This window comes from Lacisediminihabitans sp., from assembly GCF_036404185.1.
In the GTDB taxonomy this organism is placed as follows: domain Bacteria; phylum Actinomycetota; class Actinomycetes; order Actinomycetales; family Microbacteriaceae; genus Lacisediminihabitans.
The window spans coordinates 1-15,278 of sequence record NZ_DASWPB010000116.1; the positions used below are offsets into that span (position 1 = coordinate 1).

Sequence of the window (15,278 nt, forward strand, 5' to 3'; positions counted from 1 at the left end):
CTCTCCATGAGGTGCACATTTCGATCACTCAGCAGGTCGCCAAGCGCGGCCTGCGAAAACTGCGTCGGATCGACTTCTCCTTGCGCTCGGACCAAGCACACGAACATCGCGTCTGCCGCCGACAGCGCACACGATGTCTCATACGCGCCTTCCGGAGCGAATTCAATGGCCATGCACGCGATGCGGAACAACGAAGCGACTCGCGTCGCCTGTGTGCCGGTCATCACGCATGCGTGCCAGGCCCGTTTCCGAAGCTCCTGCTCCATATCGCCGACTCGCGAAAACACGATCACTCCATACGAGCCCCGGAGTGTGCACAGGGGCATCCGCGCATCCGCGAGCGGGCTGGATGCGGAGCGTGCAACGCTTTCGGCGAACTCCGACACCTCCGCGATCGTCAGATCCCGCCCCCTCCGCACGGACCTGACAACCATGACATTCCACTCTTTCGCCGAGGCGATCCCGAGTTGATGGGCACGATCCTCGATGGCCGATGTCGAGGAATGCCGGCCCGATAACAGGTCGTCGAGGAATTCGACCATCGCATGCCTGGGACTGTTCGCAAGACGCGCCACGGCTTCGTCGTGACCGGCCAGCACGGCTTCGGCGATCGTATCCAATCCGGTCAGCATCACCCGATGAAGGTCGAGGAGGTCATCCGCATTTAGCGCGTCATCGCTCAACTCGCGGATCGTTTCAACCAGTTCGACCGCTCCCACTCGATATGAGCGCAGAAGGACCGGAGTCGGCCATCCTCCGCCCCCTCGCCTCGTGCCTATGCTCCGAAAGCGACGAAGGTCTTCGGCGGTCGGCTGCTCGTTGCTCACCCAAATTTCCATGAGACGCGTCACCAGCCAGCGGGCGATCCCTCTGAGCTCGCTTGTCAGGGCGGCATCCGCTGACCCATAGGCGGGAATGTTGTCCACAATCGAGGCGATGAGCCGTTCCGAGATGGCCTGGAGGTTCTCCGTGATGCGACGCTGCATCAATACCCGGTGCTGAATTGCCATGGCTCTTTCGTAACAGCAATCCGCGGATCCGTCCGTAATTGTGTCTGTCTTCACAAAGCAGAGGTGTGCTCACGCTCGCTTGTCGGATGAATTCGACCAAGCGAGCGCAGTACCCGGCCAGCGGAGGTGCCCGTCCACCGCCTCGGCTATCGCAGCGGGATCCCCGGTAGCCAGACGACGGTGGGCGGTGACGAGCGCCGATGGTCACTCCTGCCGGATCGACGGGTTGGTCGTGCTCATCGATGAAGCCGACTCGGACGGCCCTTCCGGGGGCGGCGATCAGGTGGGGAGACTCACGCAGCTCGTTCGCTGCACCCCTCGCCTCATCGCCGGGCATCTCACGTTCCGGCGGAGCGGATCGTCTTTCGGGTGAACCGAATCGATTCGGAACCATCAGGGAAGGAATCCGGTCGTGGACACACGGTACGCAGTCGTCGAGACCCCGATCGGTGGGGTCACCCTCGTCGCAGCGGGCAACGCCCTCACGGGGCTCTCCTTCCCGCACCACTGGTACAGACCCTCGACGAGTCTGTTCGGTGCCAGAGTCGACGCGGCCGACGATGGACTTCTCTCCGCAGCGATGACACAACTGGCGGAGTACTTCCGCGGTTGCCGCACCTCGTTCGATCTGCCGACCGCGACGCATGGTGACGTCTTCCAGGAGCGGGTCTGGGCGTTGCTCGACGGGATCCCGGTGGGGACCACCACGACCTGTGGTGCGCTCGCGGAGCGCCTGGGCGACAAGACCCTGGCGCAGCGGGTCGGCAAGGCGGTGGGCACAATCCGCTCTGCATCGTCGTCCCCTGCCACCGGGGCGTCGGGAGCGATGGGAAGCTCACCGGATACGCGGGCGGACTGGGGCGCAAGCAGTTCCTGCTCGAGCTGGAAGAGCCGGCGGAGGTCGGGGCGCGGAGGCTCTTCGAGGCCTCCGGAACGCTCTTCTGGACCGCGTCGCGGGCGGTGATCGGTTCGGCTGCGGCTTCCGGCGTCGAGGCGGGCAGAGCATCGGGACCTTGTGCCCTATCCCCGGCACGGTTCATCGCCTAACCACTGTATGTGGCGACCGATCTGCGACATGCCCACAAGATGTTGTGTTTGCTGGATGGTTTTGTCTCTAAACTGAGAGCGAGAAATAAAGCTCCAAGGAGGGCAGAACCACATGATTGAAACGATCGAGGGAAGCGTCGAGTCTCTGACGTCGAACCCGAGCCTCACCACCATCAAGGTCGTCAAGCGCGACGGGCGTCGGGTCGGTTTCGACGACTCGAAGATCTACGACGCGCTCGTCAAAGCGGCCGCGGGCATCCACGAGGAGATGACGCCGCTGGTGTACCGGGCGATCGTCGACGTCGTCTCCAACGTCGAGCGCGAGATCGCCGGGCGCTTCACCACGGACATCAAGATCTACGAGATCCAGAACATCGTCGAACATGTGCTGCTCGACAGCCGCGAGTACCAGCTGGCCGAGGCCTACATCGACTATCGCACGCAGCGTGACTTCGCCCGCAGCAAGGCGACCGACATCAACCACTCGATCATCAAGCTGCTGGGCAAGGACGCCACGGTGGTCAATGAGAACGCCAACAAGGACAGCGACGTCTTCAACACGCAGCGCGACCTGACCGCCGGGGCGGTCGGCAAGGCGATCGGCCTGAAGATGCTGCCCCCGCACGTCGCGAACGCCCACCAGAAGGGGGACATCCACTTCCACGATCTGGACTACAGCCCGTACGCGCCGATGACGAACTGCTGCCTCATCGACTTCAAGGGGATGCTGAGCCGCGGATTCCGGATCGGCAACGCCGAGGTCGAGCCGCCCAGGTCCATCCAGACCGCGACGGCGCAGATCTCCCAGATCATCGCCAACGTCTCGTCGAGCCAGTACGGCGGATGCTCGGCCAACCGGGTGGACGAGCTCCTCGCCCCCTATGCCGCGAGGAACTTCGAGAAGCATCTCGCCGACGCGGAGCGATGGATCGCCGACGAGGCGCAGCGCCAGATCTACGCCGAGGAGAAGACGCGCAAGGACATCTACGACGCGATGCAGAGCCTCGAGTACGAGATCAACACCCTGTTCACCTCCAACGGGCAGACCCCGTTCACCTCCCTCGGTTTCGGTCTGGGCACCAGCTGGATCGAACGGGAGATCCAGCGTTCGATCCTGCGCATCCGGATCGACGGCCTCGGCAGCGAGAAGCGGACGGCGATCTTCCCCAAGCTGATCTTCACGCTCAAGCGGGGCCACAACCTCGACCCGGGCGACCCCAACTACGACATCAAGCAGCTGGCGTTGGAGTGCTCGACCAAGCGCATGTATCCCGACGTCCTCAGCTACGACAAGATCGTCGAGATCACCGGCAGCTTCAAGGTGCCGATGGGATGCCGCTCCTTCCTGCAGGGCTGGCGGGATGCCGCGGGCAACGACGTCTCCGAGGGCCGCATGAACCTCGGGGTGGTCACCCTGAACCTGCCGCGGATCGCGCTGGAGGCGGCGGGAGACAGGAAGAAGTTCTGGCGGATCCTCGAGGAACGCCTCGCGATCACCCGCGACGCCCTCGTCTATCGGGTCGAGCGCTGCAAGCAGGCCACCCCGGAGAACGCGCCGATCCTCTACGTCTATGGGGCGTTCGGTGAGACGCTCGGCCGGGCTGACTCGGTCGACACCCTGTTCAAGGGAGGCCGCGCGACGGTCTCGCTCGGCTACATCGGGTTGTACGAGGTGGCCGCGGCGTTCTACGGCGGCGAGTGGGAGGGCAACCAGGAGGCCAAGGAGTTCACCCTCGACATCGTCAAGGCGCTCAACCTGCACGCCAAGGAGTGGAGCCGCGACTACGGCTACCAGTTCAGCGTCTACTCGACACCCAGCGAGAGCCTGACGGACCGGTTCTGCCGCCTGGACAGGGCCAAGTTCGGCGCCGTTGAGAACATCACCGACAAGGACTACTACACCAACAGCTTCCACTACGACGTGCGCAAGAACCCGACGCCGTTCGAGAAGCTGGACTTCGAGAAGGACTACCCCCAGTATTCGTCTGGCGGTTTCATCCACTACTGCGAGTACCCGATCCTGCAGCAGAACCCGAAGGCGCTGGAGGCGGTCTGGGACTACGCCTACGACCGGGTCGGCTATCTCGGCACGAACACCCCGATCGACCGCTGCTACAAGTGCGGGTTCTCGGGCGACTTCACGCCGACCGAGCGCGGCTTCGAATGCCCGGACTGCGGCAACGACGACCCGCGCAGCTGCGACGTCGTCAAGCGGACCTGCGGCTACCTCGGCAACCCGCAGGCCAGGCCGATGGTGCACGGTCGTCATCAGGAGATCGCATCCAGGGTCAAGCACATGACCGGCGAGACGGGCATCAGCGCGTCATGATGGGAGCTCGGGCATGAGAGACCCGAAACCGGGTGAGTGGCTCTCCGACAGGCTGAGCCAGGGGTATGTCGCCGACTACAAGCCGTTCATGTTCGTCGACGGCGAGGGGGTGCGTTGCAGCCTCTACGTCAGCGGCTGCCTGTTCGCCTGCGAGGGCTGCTTCAACCGGTCCACCTGGGGTTTCCGGTACGGCACGCCGTACACGCCGGAGCTGGAGGACCGCATCATCGAGGACCTGCGGCAGCCGTATGTCCAGGGCCTCACGCTGCTCGGCGGGGAGCCGTTCCTCAACACGGGCGTCTGTCTCGCGCTGACTCGCCGGGTCCACGCCGAGTTCGGCACGACCAAGGACATCTGGTCGTGGTCCGGTTACACCTATGAGGAGATCCTCGTCGACAGCGACGACAAGCTGGAGCTGCTGCACGAGATCGACATCCTCGTCGACGGCCGCTTCGAGCTGGCGAAGAAGGACTCCGGGCTCCAGTTCCGCGGCAGCAGCAATCAGCGGATCATCGACGTGCGGCGGTCCCTCGCCACCGGCAGCACGGAGCTCTGGGCGCAACGGCTCGACGCGACCCGGCAGTACGAGCAGCTGGAGAAGCGGGCGCTCATCTGACCTGCCGTGCCGTGCCGCGCCTACCGCTACACCCCGGAATTGATGGCAGTCACCATCTGGTCGTACGAGCCGTTGACCTCGGCGAAGCGCAGCGGCTTGACGGCCTCCACCAGGATCTCGGTGGGGTCGGGTTGCGCCCGCAGGAGGGAGACGGCCTCGTCGATGTAGGCCTCCAGCGGCAGGAAGCCTTCGAACCGGCTCTGGCCGGGCATGAGCTCGGTGCGGACGCCCGGCGGCACGAGTTCGATGACCTTGACGGAGGTTCCGGCGAGCTGGAGGCGGATCGTCTCGGTGAAGCGGTGGATGAAGGCCTTCGACCCGTTGTAGCTCGGTGTGATCGCGAGGGGCAGGTGGGCAAGACCGGAGGAGACCGTGACGATCGCGGCGTCGGTGCGGGTCTGCAGGTGCTCGACGAAGGCGGCGATGAGCCGGAGCGGGCCGAGCACGTTGGTGATCACGGTGCTCTCGGCCGCGGCGAGGAAGTCGGCGGCACGGACATCCTCTGCGAGCATGATGCCCGCCATGGTGATGACCACATCGAGGTCGGGATGCCGGACGAGCACCCGGTCGCGGGCGGCCAGAACGGATGCCGGGTCGGTCGTGTCGATGACGGCGGTGTCCAGTCCGTGCTCCGCGGCGAGTCGGTCGAGCAGCTCTGTGCGTCGTCCGCCGATGATGACGGTGCTCCCCTCCTTCTTGAGGCGGAGCGCGAGGGCGAGGCCGATGCCGGAGGTGGCTCCCGGGATGAAGACGGTGCGGGTGGAGATGTCCACTGGTGGTTCCCTTCGTTGTGTGTATCTCCACGATGCGTCCTCGCCTCAGCGGGCGGGAGAGGAGCCCCTGTCGGGGGACCGGCAGTCCCTGCCTGCGGGCTGGACTCGCCATCGCCACCCGCCTAGCGTGGTCGCATGGACCGCGCGCAGCTTGCAGACTTTCTCCGACACCGCCGTGAGGCCTTGCGCGCGGAGGACGTGGGCCTGACGCCCGGCCCCCGCCGGCGGACGCCGGGTCTGCGTCGCGAGGAGGTGGCCGCCCTCACCGGGATGTCGACCGACTACTACACGCGGCTGGAGCAGGCTCGGGGCCCGCAGCCGTCTGACCAGATGCTGAGCGCTCTCGCTCGCGCCCTCCGGCTCAGCGCGGACGAGCGGGATCACCTGTATCGGCTGGCCGGCCACAACGCTCCGGCGCGTCACCGTCTCGACGCCCACGTGGCACCGGCCCTGCAGCGGGTGCTCGACCGGCTCGACGACACCCCCGCGCTCATCCTGTCGACCCTCGGCGAGACGCTGATGCAGAACCGGCTCGCCGCCGCGCTGTTGGGGGACCATTCCGCCGCCAGCGGTCCGGCGCGGTCCGGTATCTACCGCTGGTTCACGGATCCCGCGGAACGGGCCCGCTATCCGCTCGCCGACCAGCCGCGTCAGAGCCGAGCGCAGGTCGCCAACCTGCGTGTTGCCTTCGGCATCGCCGGTGGATCGTCACCGGCAGGCACGCTGGTTCGAGCTCTGCAGAAGGCGAGTCCCGAGTTCGTCGACCTGTGGGAGCGGCACGAGGTCGTCGCCCGCTTCGAGGACCACAAGACGCTGCTTCACCCGGAGCTCGGTGCGATCGAACTCGACTGCCAGGTGCTCTTCACGGAGGATCAGTCGCAGGCGCTGCTCGTCCTCACCGCACCCCCGCGATCCGAGGCAGCCGAGAAGCTCCAGCTGCTCGCCGTGCTCGGACAGCAGCAGTTCGTCTCCTGACCCGGGCCGGATGCGCAGGCAGGTCGCGTCAGCCGGCCGTCTGCTCCCGGTACGGACGGAAGAACTCGCGCAGCTCCTGGGCGTAGAGCTCCGGCTCCTCGAACGGTGCAAAATGGCCGCCGCGCGGGGGCTCCGTCGCCCGCACCAGGTTGGTGGACCGCTCGAGCCAGGCACGGGGCGGGCGGACGATGTCGCCCTGGAAGATCGAGAACCCGGAGGGCACCTCGACCCGACGGGCGAGCTGGGCGGGTGCGATCGCGGCGTTCGCGTGGTACATCCGCATCGACGAGCCGATCGTTCCGGTGAGCCAGTAGATCGTGACGTTCGTGAGGATCTCGTCCTTCGTGAAGACCCGCTCGATGTCTCCCCCGCAGTCGCTCCACGACCGGAGCTTCTCGACGATCCAGGCCGCGAGCCCGACCGGTGAGTCCGTCAGCCCGAAGGCGGCCGTCTGGGGCTTCGTGCGGTGGATGGCGGCGTAGGCGCCCTCTGCCCCGCCCCACGCCGTCGCGTCCCGAAGCCAGGCTCGTTCCTCCGGCGAGAGAGCCGCCGGGTCTCCCGTGACGGCGGGCAGGCCGGCATCCATGCGATGGACGGCGACGACCCGATCGGGATGGTCGAGCGCGAGGTAGCGGCTCACGTGGCTGCCGATGTCTCCTCCCGCCGCGCCGAAGCGGCGGTAGCCGAGGACGTCCATGAGCTCGGCCCAGAGCCCGGCGACGGCAATGGAGTCGAGGGGTTCGCCGGCGGGGCGGTCGGAGTACCCGAAGCCCGGCACGTCGGGCACGACCACGTCGAACGCGTCGGCGGGATCCGCACCGTGCGCGCCGGGATCGGTGAGGAGCGGGATGACCTTTGTGTATCGCCAGAACGAGTCCGGCCAGCCGTGGCTGAGGATCAGGGGCAGCACCGGGCCCACCGGTGCGACGGCCCTGGCGTGCACGAGGTGGATTCCGAGCCCGCCGACCGCAACCCGGAAGCGGGGAAGCCGGTCGAGCGCCGCCTCCTGCGCCGACCAGTCGAATTCGTCCAGCCAGTAGGCGACGAGCTCGCGAAGGTAGTCGAGGTCGGTTCCGAGCGACCATCCGGCGTCCTCGGGAGCATCCGGCCAGCGGGTCGCCCGCAGCCGCGCGCGAAGGTCCTCGAGGTCCGCGGGGGTCGTCCGGGAAGCGAATGGTTCTGGATGGGACGGAAGATCTGGCATGGGATTCACCCTATTGCGGGAGCGACCTCCGGTCGATCCCGCGGACGCCGCGAGCCTCTACGCCTCGATCGTCAATTGCGAGATGGCGCCGCCGGCGAGGACGGCGCCGGATGCGTGGACGGAGAAGCCGCACCGCGGCGGGAGCTATCGCTGCTCGCGGTGGCGCATTTGGCTCGCGGCGGGAGTCGTATCTCCCGCCGCGAGCCAGTAGCCAGGGTCACTCCTCGCCTCGTCCCCGGGCGGCTCACTCCCCCAGTTGGGGGATCGGGCCGACGGCGTTTGCCCCCGTCTGCGGTATCGACAGCCGCTCAGCCGCGAGTAACGCTGGATCGGCGGCGCTCTGCCGCGTTCCGGGCAGCATCGCCCCACACTTCTCCCCTCACGATTGCAGTAAGGCTTGTTCACCATGGCTTCGCACGCGCTCATCGCACCGGTCGCCGCCCACTCGGCTGGCGCGTCCGGCAGGAGCATCCGCACGCCCGACCAGCGGCTCCGCGTCTTCGTCAGCTCGACGCTCAAGGAGCTCGCGGCGGAGAGGAAGGCGGCCAGGGCGGCCATCGAACGGCTGCGTCTGGCTCCCGTGATGTTCGAACTGGGCGCCCGCCCGCATCCGCCCCGCTCCCTGTACCGCGCCTATCTCGAGCAGAGCGACGTGTTCGTCGGTCTGTACGGGGTGAGCTACGGATGGGTCGCGCCGGACGAGAACGTCTCCGGCCTCGAGGACGAGTACAACCTCGCTCCCGCCACCATGCCCAAGCTCATCTACATCGTGGAGACGGCGGATGCGCGCGATCCGCGGCTGGCCCGGCTCATCGACCGCATCCGAGAGGATGACACCGCCTCGTACAGCTACATCGTCTCGCCGAACGAGCTGGAGCAGCGCCTCGAGGCGGATCTGGCCACGCTGCTGGCCGAACGCTTCGACCAGAGCCGCGTCGCTCGTGCTCCCCGGCACGATCCGGAGCCCGTCGAGCCGGTCGGGCTCACTCTGGGTTACCTCCCGGCACAGCTCACCGAGTTGATCGGACGTGACCGGGAGATCGCCGCGATATCGGAACTCCTCTCGAGGGACGCGGTGCGCCTGGTCACCCTCATCGGTCCGGGGGGCATCGGCAAGAGCCGGCTCGCGATCGAGGTCGCCCGACGTGCGGCCGAGGCGCGGCCGGAGTCGGTCGCCTTCGTCGATCTCTCCCCCGCTCGCGACCGGGCGCTCGTCGTCGCGTCGATCGCGCGGGTGATCGGCGTGCGCGACACCGGGGATCGCCCGCTGGAGGAGAAGCTGATCCCGGCCCTGCGGGACAGGCGGATGCTCATCGTGCTGGACAACTTCGAGCAGGTCGTCGGGGCGGCACCCGTGCTCCGAGAGCTGCTCGCCGTCGCTCCTCGGCTCTCGTTCCTCGTCACCAGCCGGACGCTGCTGCGCATCTCCGGCGAACACGCCTTTGAGGTCGAGCCGCTCCCGCTGCCGGATGACGGTCGGGACGGCGGGGTGGATGCGGCGGCCGGGAACCCGTCCGTCGAGCTCTTCGTCGAGCGTGCCCGCGCGATCAAGCCGGATTTCGAGCTCACGCCCGCGAACGTCGCGGCGATCACGAGGATCTGCGTGGCGCTCGACGGCGTGCCGCTCGCGCTGGAGCTCGCGGCCGCCCGCGTGCGGCTGCTGCCGCCCGCCGCGATGCTCGCGAGGCTCGATCGCAGGCTGCCCCTGCTCGCCGACGGGCTCCAGGATCTGCCGGAGAGGCAGCGCACCCTGCGGAACACGATCGAGTGGAGCACCGATCTGCTTGGCGCCGACGAGCGGAGGCTGCTCTTCGTGCTCGCCGTCTTCGTCGGCGAGTTCTCGCTCGATGCCGCCGAGTCGGTGGTCCGCTCCGCGGGTGAGTCCCTCGACGTCTTTTCCCTTCTCGGCACGCTCGTGGACAGCAGCCTGGTGAGGCAGCAGGACCGTCATGGAAGCGCCACTTTCTCGATGCTCGCCACCGTCCGTGAGTACGGGATCGAGAGGCTCGAGGCGGACGGCTGCCTCGACCGGATTCGAGCGGCACACGCCCATTTCTATGTGCGGCTGGGCGCGCGGGTGGAGCGGGCGCTCGAGGGGGCGACCCAGATCGAGTGGTTGAGCAGACTCGCCGACGAGCGGGAGAACGTGAGGGCGGCCATCCGCTATCTGCTCGACACGTCGGACTGGGACACCGCCACGCGTTTCGCCTGGACCCTCTACATCTACTGGTGGGCGGGCGGCCAACTCGGCGAGGTGCGCGGCTGGATGGAGGAGGTGCTGGCCGCTCGGGAACCGGTCGCCGGCCTCACCAGGGCGATCGCGCTCTACTTCACCAGGGCGATCGGATTCTGGCAGCGCACCTCGGATGATGTGATCCCCGCCCTCGCCGAGAGCGCGGAGCTGTTCCAGCGTGAGGGAGAGGCATCCGCCGAGGCCCTCGCGCTCATCTCGCTCGCCCTCGCGGTGCTCGCCGCCCCGCGGCCGGACCCGGAGTACGCCGAGAGGAACCTCGAGCGCGGCCTTCGGCTGTTCCGAGAGGCCCACGACGGCTGGGGCGAGGCGATGGCGCTCGTGACGCTGGGACGGGTCGCGCTCGATCGGCAGGACACCCAGACGGCGAAGGAGCGCTTCGAGGAGAGTCTGGAGTGCGCGCGGCGGCAACGGGACGAGCTCGCGACCGCGATCGCGCTCTACCATCTCGGCTGGGCGCGGCTCGCGCTCGGCGACACGGAGCGGGCGAGATTCGCGTTCGAGGAGAACCTGACCATCTCGTCCCGGCTCGGCCACGACGACGGCGTGGCCTACGGCCTCGAGGGACTCGTCGCCATTGCGGCGGTGACCGGCGAGCCGGCCAGGGCAGGGCGGCTTCTCGGTGCCGCGGAGACGCTCAGGGCGCGCACCGGCCTGTACACCGGCCCCGCGTTCTCCTACCACCAGCGGTACGTCGATCCGATCCTGTGCACTGGCGAGGCCTCAGAGTTCGAGGCGGCCAGGACGGTCGGCCGCGCCCTGCCGATCCGGGAGGCGGTGACCGATGCGCTCTCCCGCCCGTGACGCCCACGGAGACGGCGTTTCTCCTCTGACCCGCTGGGTTGCCCTGGGCATCCTGCCGTTCCTCGTCCTCGCCTCCGCGATCCTCTATATCCTGCCCCGCCACACCGACACCCTCTTCGCCTGGACCATCACCCCGCCGCTGACGGCGATGTTCCTCGCCTCGGCCTACATCGGGGGCATCTGGTTCTTCGCGCAGGTGCTGCGGTCCCCCTCCTGGGGGCAGGTGAGCCGCGGATACGGTGCCGTCCTCGTGTTCGCCACCCTCGCGGGCATCGCCACGATTATCCACTGGGATAGATTCCACTTCTGGCATATCTCGTTCATGGCCTGGGCAACGCTCTATGTCACGACCCCGGTGGTGATCGCCACGATCATCGTGGTCAACCGGGGTCGATCCATCCGGTCCGCCAGGGCATCCGAGGTCGTTCTGCCGTTCGCGGTGCGCCTGGGCGGGATCATCGTCGGCGGCTGCGCCCTCGTCACCGGGGTCGTCGTCTTCGTCGCTCCCGGCCTCATCGCGCCGACGTGGGCGTGGACCGTCACCCCGCTCACCGCCCGGATCGTCGGCGCGGTGCTCACCCTGCCAGGAATGGTCAACCTCTGGATGCTCGTCGACGCGCGCTGGAGCGCGTTCAGGGTCCTCGCCCAGGCCCAGCTCATCAGCCTGTGCTTCATCGTGGGCGCGCTGGTGATCGCCCGCGGCGATCTGCTCTGGGATCGGCTCTCCACCTGGCTGTTCGTGCCGGGCATCGTGGTCTCGCTCATCGTCTACGCCGTCATCTACGTCGTCTTCGAGCGGCGACGGGCCAGGATCCTCCGGCCGGAAGCATCCTGGTCGTCTCGGTCCTGAAGCCGGCTGCTGGTCATCCCGGCCGAGCAGTCTCCTCCGTGGCGCAGTGTCCGTTGCTTAACCCTCGCGGCGGGAGATGCAGCACGTGGCGGCGGGGAAATCAGCTCGCGGCGGGAGACGCGCCTCCCTCCGCGATGCAGTTTGCCCCGCCACGGCGAGTATCACCACGGGGCTCGCGGGCGGGCACGGGAATACCGGGCGGGACGGTTCTCCCACCCCGTTCTCTAGACGTGGACCTCGTCGCGTCGCCTGCTCGCGCGACCGTACTCGAAGAAGAGGTGGGCGACGAGCGCCGCCCGCGACGACAGACCGGTCTTCGTCAGCACGGCCTTCACGTGATCGCGGATGGTGTGCTCCGACAGGAAGAGTGCCTCCGCGATCGTCGCGGTCGATTCGCCTCTCGCGAGCCGCTGGGTCACCTCCAGCTCCCGCCGCGACAGACCGTAGGCCTCGGCCAGCATGGGGGCGAGCTCCTTCCTGGCGGTCGGCTCGATCGTCACCGCGAAGGCGCGCGCCTCGCCCGTCGGGCCGCGGAGCGCCGATGCCCGGACGGTGAGCCACCGACCGGATCGCGAGGACAGCAGCACGTTCGCCTCGCCGCGGGCGCGACCGGCCTCGACCGCGCGGGCGTGCCCGAGAGCGGTGAAGACCGCCACCGGCACGGACTCCAGGTCGGCGTTGTTCGGAAGCTGGTCGAGCCAATACCTGGCGGCGTCGTTCGAGGCGATCAACCGTCCGTCGGTGTCGAAGCTGAGCACACCGGAGCCGTGTTCGCTCGGATCGACCGGATGGCCGGCGAGCACCTTGGTCCTGAGCGCCTCGGCGAGCGGCTGGGAGAGACTGGCGATGAAACGCACCTCGTCGGGCGAGAAGGCGGGCAGATCGGGACCGCGCAGCAGCACGGTCACACCCCACGTCGAGTCGCCGGTGCGGAAGGTCGAGCGCAGTTCGTCCTCGTATCCTCTTGGCGCCATGAACTCCCGATACCGCACGCTGCGATTCATGAGCCCGTCCAGCTCGGCCCGGAGCGTGCCGGTGGTCTGAGCGCCGGAGGCGAGGCTTCTCAGCTGGAGGACATCGTCCTGGAGGAACTCGCGTTCCCAGTAAGAGTCGCAGTCGCCCGGGGCGACGTTCTCGATCCGGGCGGGCCACGACGGCAGCAGCGACGTCGGGTCCACGCCGAACCAGCCGGCGGCATCCGTCGGCACGAGGTCGGCGAGGGCCGCGGAGACGGCCGCGAAGAATCCCTGCGCGCTGGGAGCCGTCTCTGCGGCCGCGATGACGCGCGCGCGCGAGGCTGCGAGCACGTCGTATGGCAGAGGCGTGGGAAGTCCCATGGATGACAAGGGTCCCATGCGACCGGTCCCTCGGTCCATCCCTCAGCTGAGGGATTCGCCAGGGGCGAACAACCCCGGGCAGCGGGATGGTCGACGACGGCGCGATCCTGACAGGTCGGGGTGATCGGCGGGTCAGAAGCCGAGACCGGCCGGATCGACTCCGGCGGCGGTCAGCGCCCCCGCCAGCGCGCCGAGCGCCTGCCGGACGATGCCGGGGACGGCGTCGAGTGGGCATCCGTCCTGCACCCAGACGAAGCAGACCCCGTCGACGAAGGCGAGATAGCCGATGAAGAGGCGATCGAGATCGGCGGAGATCGGAAGGCCCGTGACCCGATAGAGGTCGCGGCGGTAGCCCGCGCGCAGCGACTGGCGGACACGGGTGAAGGAGACGGGCTCGCCGACGGGATGGGTGAAGGTGGAGGCCCAGCCGCGGGGCGCTCTCGCGACGAATCGGGCGTACACCTCGACGCTGCAGGCGATCCGCTCTCGCGCGGTCGCTCCCTCTGGCAGCTCGCGGTCCGCGTCCTCCTGCGCCTCGAGCAGCTGCGCGATCTGCTCCCCCACGATGGCCTCGTACAGGGCAGCCTTCGTGCCGAAGTAGCGGAGGACCAGCGATTCGGATGCCCCGGCCGCGTGGCCGATCGCCGCGACGGAGACGGCGGAGAAGGATGCCCCGGCGAACGCCTCTCGGGCGGCGGCGAGAATCGCCTCCCGCCGGGCGGACTCCCCCAGCCGACGACGCGGGCTCGGGCTTGCGGCGGTCACGATCTCACTCTAGCGGCTACTAAGCTAGGCTCAGTAACGGCTAGTAAGCGCCACTCACTAAGGAGGACCCGTGTCCGGTTGGATCGACGACGCCATCTGGTGGCAGGTCTACCCCCTCGGCTTCGTCGGCGCGGACACCACGGGCGGCGCCGTGCGGGGTGAGCCCCACCGGCTGCGTCGGCTCGTCCCCTGGCTGGATCAGCTCATCGAGCTGGGATGCAACGGGCTCGCACTCGGACCGATCTTCGCCTCGAGCACCCACGGCTACGACACGATCGACCACTTCCGGATCGATCCGCGCCTCGGCGATGAGAAGGATTTTGATCTCCTCGTGCGGGAGTGCCGAGCGCGAGGCATCCGGGTGATGCTCGACGGGGTGTTCAACCACGTCGGTCGGGAGCATCCTCGCTGGCTGGCGGCGGTTTCCGCCGGCCCGGGCAGCCAGGAGGCGGCCTGGTTCCTCACGGACGGCTCCGCCGGCGGGGAGCTGCGTCCCGCGGTGTTCGAGGGCCACGATGCCCTGGTCACCCTCAATCACGAGAACCCCGAGGTCGAGGCCTTCGTCTCCGGGGTGATGGGTTTCTGGCTCGATCGCGGAGCGGACGCCTGGAGGCTCGACGCGGCCTATGCCGTGCCGGCCGGCTTCTGGCGCCGGACGATCGGACCGCTCCGGGCGGGACATCCGGATGCGTGGTTCCTCGGCGAGATGATCCACGGCGACTACGCGGGCTACGTGGCGGAGTCGGGCATCGACTCGGTCACCCAGTACGAGCTGTGGAAGGCCATCTGGAGCTCGATCAACGACCACAACTTCTTCGAGCTGGCCTGGGCGCTGAAGCGTCATGCCTCGCTCCTTGAGGCATTCCTGCCGCTCACCTTCGTCGGCAACCACGACGTGACGCGCATCGCGTCGCGCCTCGGCGACGAGCGGGACCTCGGTCTGGCCCTCGCCCTCCTGTTCTTCCTGCCGGGCACGCCGAGCGTGTACTACGGCGACGAGCGGGGCCTGCGGGCGATCAAGGAGGATCGGGCGGGCGGGGACGATGCCATCCGGCCCTCCTTCCCCATAGACCCGGCGGAGCTGCCGCCGAACGACGTCTTCCGGCTCCATCAGCGGCTGATCGCCTTCCGGCGCAGGAACCCTTGGCTCGCGAGGGCGACGGTGAGCGTGGAGACCCTCCGCAACGAGGTGCTTGGCCTGCACGCGGCGGGCGAAGGGGGTCAGGAGGCGAGGCTGGCGCTCAACCTCTCCGACGAGCCGGTCTCGTCGGGCGGGGTCACGATCGAGCCCCACGGCTGGATGCTCGGCTGAGTGTG

Annotated in this window: 11 protein-coding genes and 1 pseudogene; 7 read left to right on the forward strand and 5 right to left on the reverse strand. The window is 68.2% G+C overall.

The features are described from left to right. Positions 1 to 1,010 (reverse strand): hypothetical protein (locus VGC18_RS08765; protein ID WP_331096361.1); only part of this gene is annotated, 1,010 nt, incomplete at its 3' end. Between the two features lie 412 nt (positions 1,011 to 1,422). On the opposite strand from VGC18_RS08765, the pseudogene VGC18_RS08770 reads away from it, so the two are divergent. The 3 genes and pseudogenes from VGC18_RS08770 to nrdG all read left to right on the forward strand — a co-directional run. Next, positions 1,423 to 1,971, forward strand: a pseudogene (locus VGC18_RS08770) (methylated-DNA--[protein]-cysteine S-methyltransferase); the annotation flags it as partial. 198 nt (positions 1,972 to 2,169) lie between these two features. Beyond that, positions 2,170 to 4,386 (forward strand): anaerobic ribonucleoside-triphosphate reductase, encoded by a 2,217-nt coding sequence (nrdD, locus tag VGC18_RS08775; protein ID WP_331096364.1) that lies wholly within the window; start codon positions 2,170 to 2,172, stop codon positions 4,384 to 4,386. A gap of 13 nt (positions 4,387 to 4,399) precedes the next feature. Next, on the forward strand, positions 4,400 to 5,002 hold the full coding sequence (nrdG, locus tag VGC18_RS08780; protein ID WP_331096366.1) for an anaerobic ribonucleoside-triphosphate reductase activating protein: 603 nt from the start codon (positions 4,400 to 4,402) through the stop codon (positions 5,000 to 5,002). A 26-nt stretch (positions 5,003 to 5,028) separates the two neighbouring features. Here nrdG and VGC18_RS08785 read toward each other — a convergent pair whose 3' ends face one another. Continuing rightward, positions 5,029 to 5,775: an SDR family oxidoreductase gene (locus VGC18_RS08785; RefSeq protein ID WP_331096369.1), complete on the reverse strand. Its 747-nt coding sequence runs from the start codon at positions 5,773 to 5,775 to the stop codon at positions 5,029 to 5,031. A gap of 135 nt (positions 5,776 to 5,910) precedes the next feature. On the opposite strand from VGC18_RS08785, the gene VGC18_RS08790 reads away from it, so the two are divergent. Continuing rightward, on the forward strand, positions 5,911 to 6,750 hold the full coding sequence (locus tag VGC18_RS08790; RefSeq protein WP_331096371.1) for a helix-turn-helix transcriptional regulator: 840 nt from the start codon (positions 5,911 to 5,913) through the stop codon (positions 6,748 to 6,750). 28 nt (positions 6,751 to 6,778) lie between these two features. Here VGC18_RS08790 and VGC18_RS08795 read toward each other — a convergent pair whose 3' ends face one another. Then, a complete protein-coding gene (locus VGC18_RS08795; RefSeq protein ID WP_331096373.1) occupies positions 6,779 to 7,954 on the reverse strand; it encodes an epoxide hydrolase family protein in 1,176 nt (391 codons plus the stop codon). Positions 7,955 to 8,360: 406 nt separating this feature from the next. Between VGC18_RS08795 and VGC18_RS08800 the strand changes: the two genes are divergently transcribed. Continuing rightward, on the forward strand, positions 8,361 to 11,009 hold the full coding sequence (locus tag VGC18_RS08800) for a DUF4062 domain-containing protein (protein ID WP_331096375.1): 2,649 nt from the start codon (positions 8,361 to 8,363) through the stop codon (positions 11,007 to 11,009). After that, positions 10,990 to 11,859 (forward strand): hypothetical protein, encoded by an 870-nt coding sequence (locus VGC18_RS08805; protein WP_331096378.1) that lies wholly within the window; start codon positions 10,990 to 10,992, stop codon positions 11,857 to 11,859. The genes VGC18_RS08800 and VGC18_RS08805 overlap by 20 nt, the downstream gene beginning before the upstream one ends. Positions 11,860 to 12,083: 224 nt before the next feature. Here VGC18_RS08805 and VGC18_RS08810 read toward each other — a convergent pair whose 3' ends face one another. Both VGC18_RS08810 and VGC18_RS08815 read right to left on the reverse strand, forming a co-directional pair. Beyond that, positions 12,084 to 13,196, reverse strand: a complete 1,113-nt coding sequence (locus VGC18_RS08810; protein ID WP_331096380.1) for a helix-turn-helix transcriptional regulator — start codon at positions 13,194 to 13,196, stop codon at positions 12,084 to 12,086. 132 nt (positions 13,197 to 13,328) lie between these two features. Beyond that, positions 13,329 to 13,961, reverse strand: a complete 633-nt coding sequence (locus tag VGC18_RS08815) for a TetR/AcrR family transcriptional regulator (protein ID WP_331096382.1) — start codon at positions 13,959 to 13,961, stop codon at positions 13,329 to 13,331. A gap of 70 nt (positions 13,962 to 14,031) precedes the next feature. Between VGC18_RS08815 and VGC18_RS08820 the strand changes: the two genes are divergently transcribed. Beyond that, positions 14,032 to 15,273, forward strand: coding sequence for an alpha-amylase family protein (locus VGC18_RS08820; RefSeq protein WP_331096384.1), 1,242 nt, complete (start codon positions 14,032 to 14,034; stop codon positions 15,271 to 15,273). Positions 15,274 to 15,278 lie beyond the last annotated feature (5 nt).

Bases quoted from the DNA above. Each gene is read 5' to 3' on its own strand.
- nrdD (WP_331096364.1), top strand. From the start codon at position 2,170: ATGATTGAAACGATCGAGGGAAGCGTCGAGTCTCTGACGTCGAACCCG.
- nrdG (WP_331096366.1), top strand. From the start codon at position 4,400: ATGAGAGACCCGAAACCGGGTGAGTGGCTCTCCGACAGGCTGAGCCAG.
- VGC18_RS08790 (WP_331096371.1), top strand. From the start codon at position 5,911: ATGGACCGCGCGCAGCTTGCAGACTTTCTCCGACACCGCCGTGAGGCC.
- VGC18_RS08795 (WP_331096373.1), bottom strand. From the start codon at position 7,954: ATGCCAGATCTTCCGTCCCATCCAGAACCATTCGCTTCCCGGACGACC.
- VGC18_RS08800 (WP_331096375.1), top strand. From the start codon at position 8,361: ATGGCTTCGCACGCGCTCATCGCACCGGTCGCCGCCCACTCGGCTGGC.
- VGC18_RS08805 (WP_331096378.1), top strand. From the start codon at position 10,990: ATGCGCTCTCCCGCCCGTGACGCCCACGGAGACGGCGTTTCTCCTCTG.
- VGC18_RS08810 (WP_331096380.1), bottom strand. From the start codon at position 13,196: ATGGGACTTCCCACGCCTCTGCCATACGACGTGCTCGCAGCCTCGCGC.